Source organism: Pseudoalteromonas sp. S4492 (assembly GCF_005886115.1).
In the GTDB taxonomy this organism is placed as follows: Bacteria; Pseudomonadota; Gammaproteobacteria; order Enterobacterales; family Alteromonadaceae; genus Pseudoalteromonas; species Pseudoalteromonas gelatinilytica.
The window spans coordinates 1-207 of the sequence record NZ_PNCP01000246.1 but is presented as its reverse complement, the minus strand read 5'-3'; the positions used below and the strand labels follow the sequence as shown (position 1 = coordinate 207).

The 207-nt window shown below is 44.0% G+C and carries 1 protein-coding gene; it reads right to left on the bottom strand.

Features of this window, described 5'->3' with window-relative positions:
• Nucleotides 1–193 (bottom strand): MazG C-terminal domain-containing protein (locus tag CWC28_RS22135; RefSeq protein WP_502704942.1); only part of this gene is annotated, 193 nt, incomplete at its 3' end.
• Nucleotides 194–207 lie beyond the last annotated feature (14 nt).

Genomic DNA, 207 nt, shown 5'->3' with positions numbered 1-207 from the left:
CTATAGCTCTTCCACCATCTTCAATTTCATTGACCTTCTCATTGCTTTGGCGCTTCTTGTGCATAAGCCCTCTGGCAGTTGGAGACCATCCCAGACAGGTGGCGTAGGAAAAATGAAATAGGTCATGGTAGCGGTAATAATCATCTTCGTAGTTATTGTCCCTGATAGTGCTTCCAAATGGTTTGCCATTCACGGTTATCTCAATAC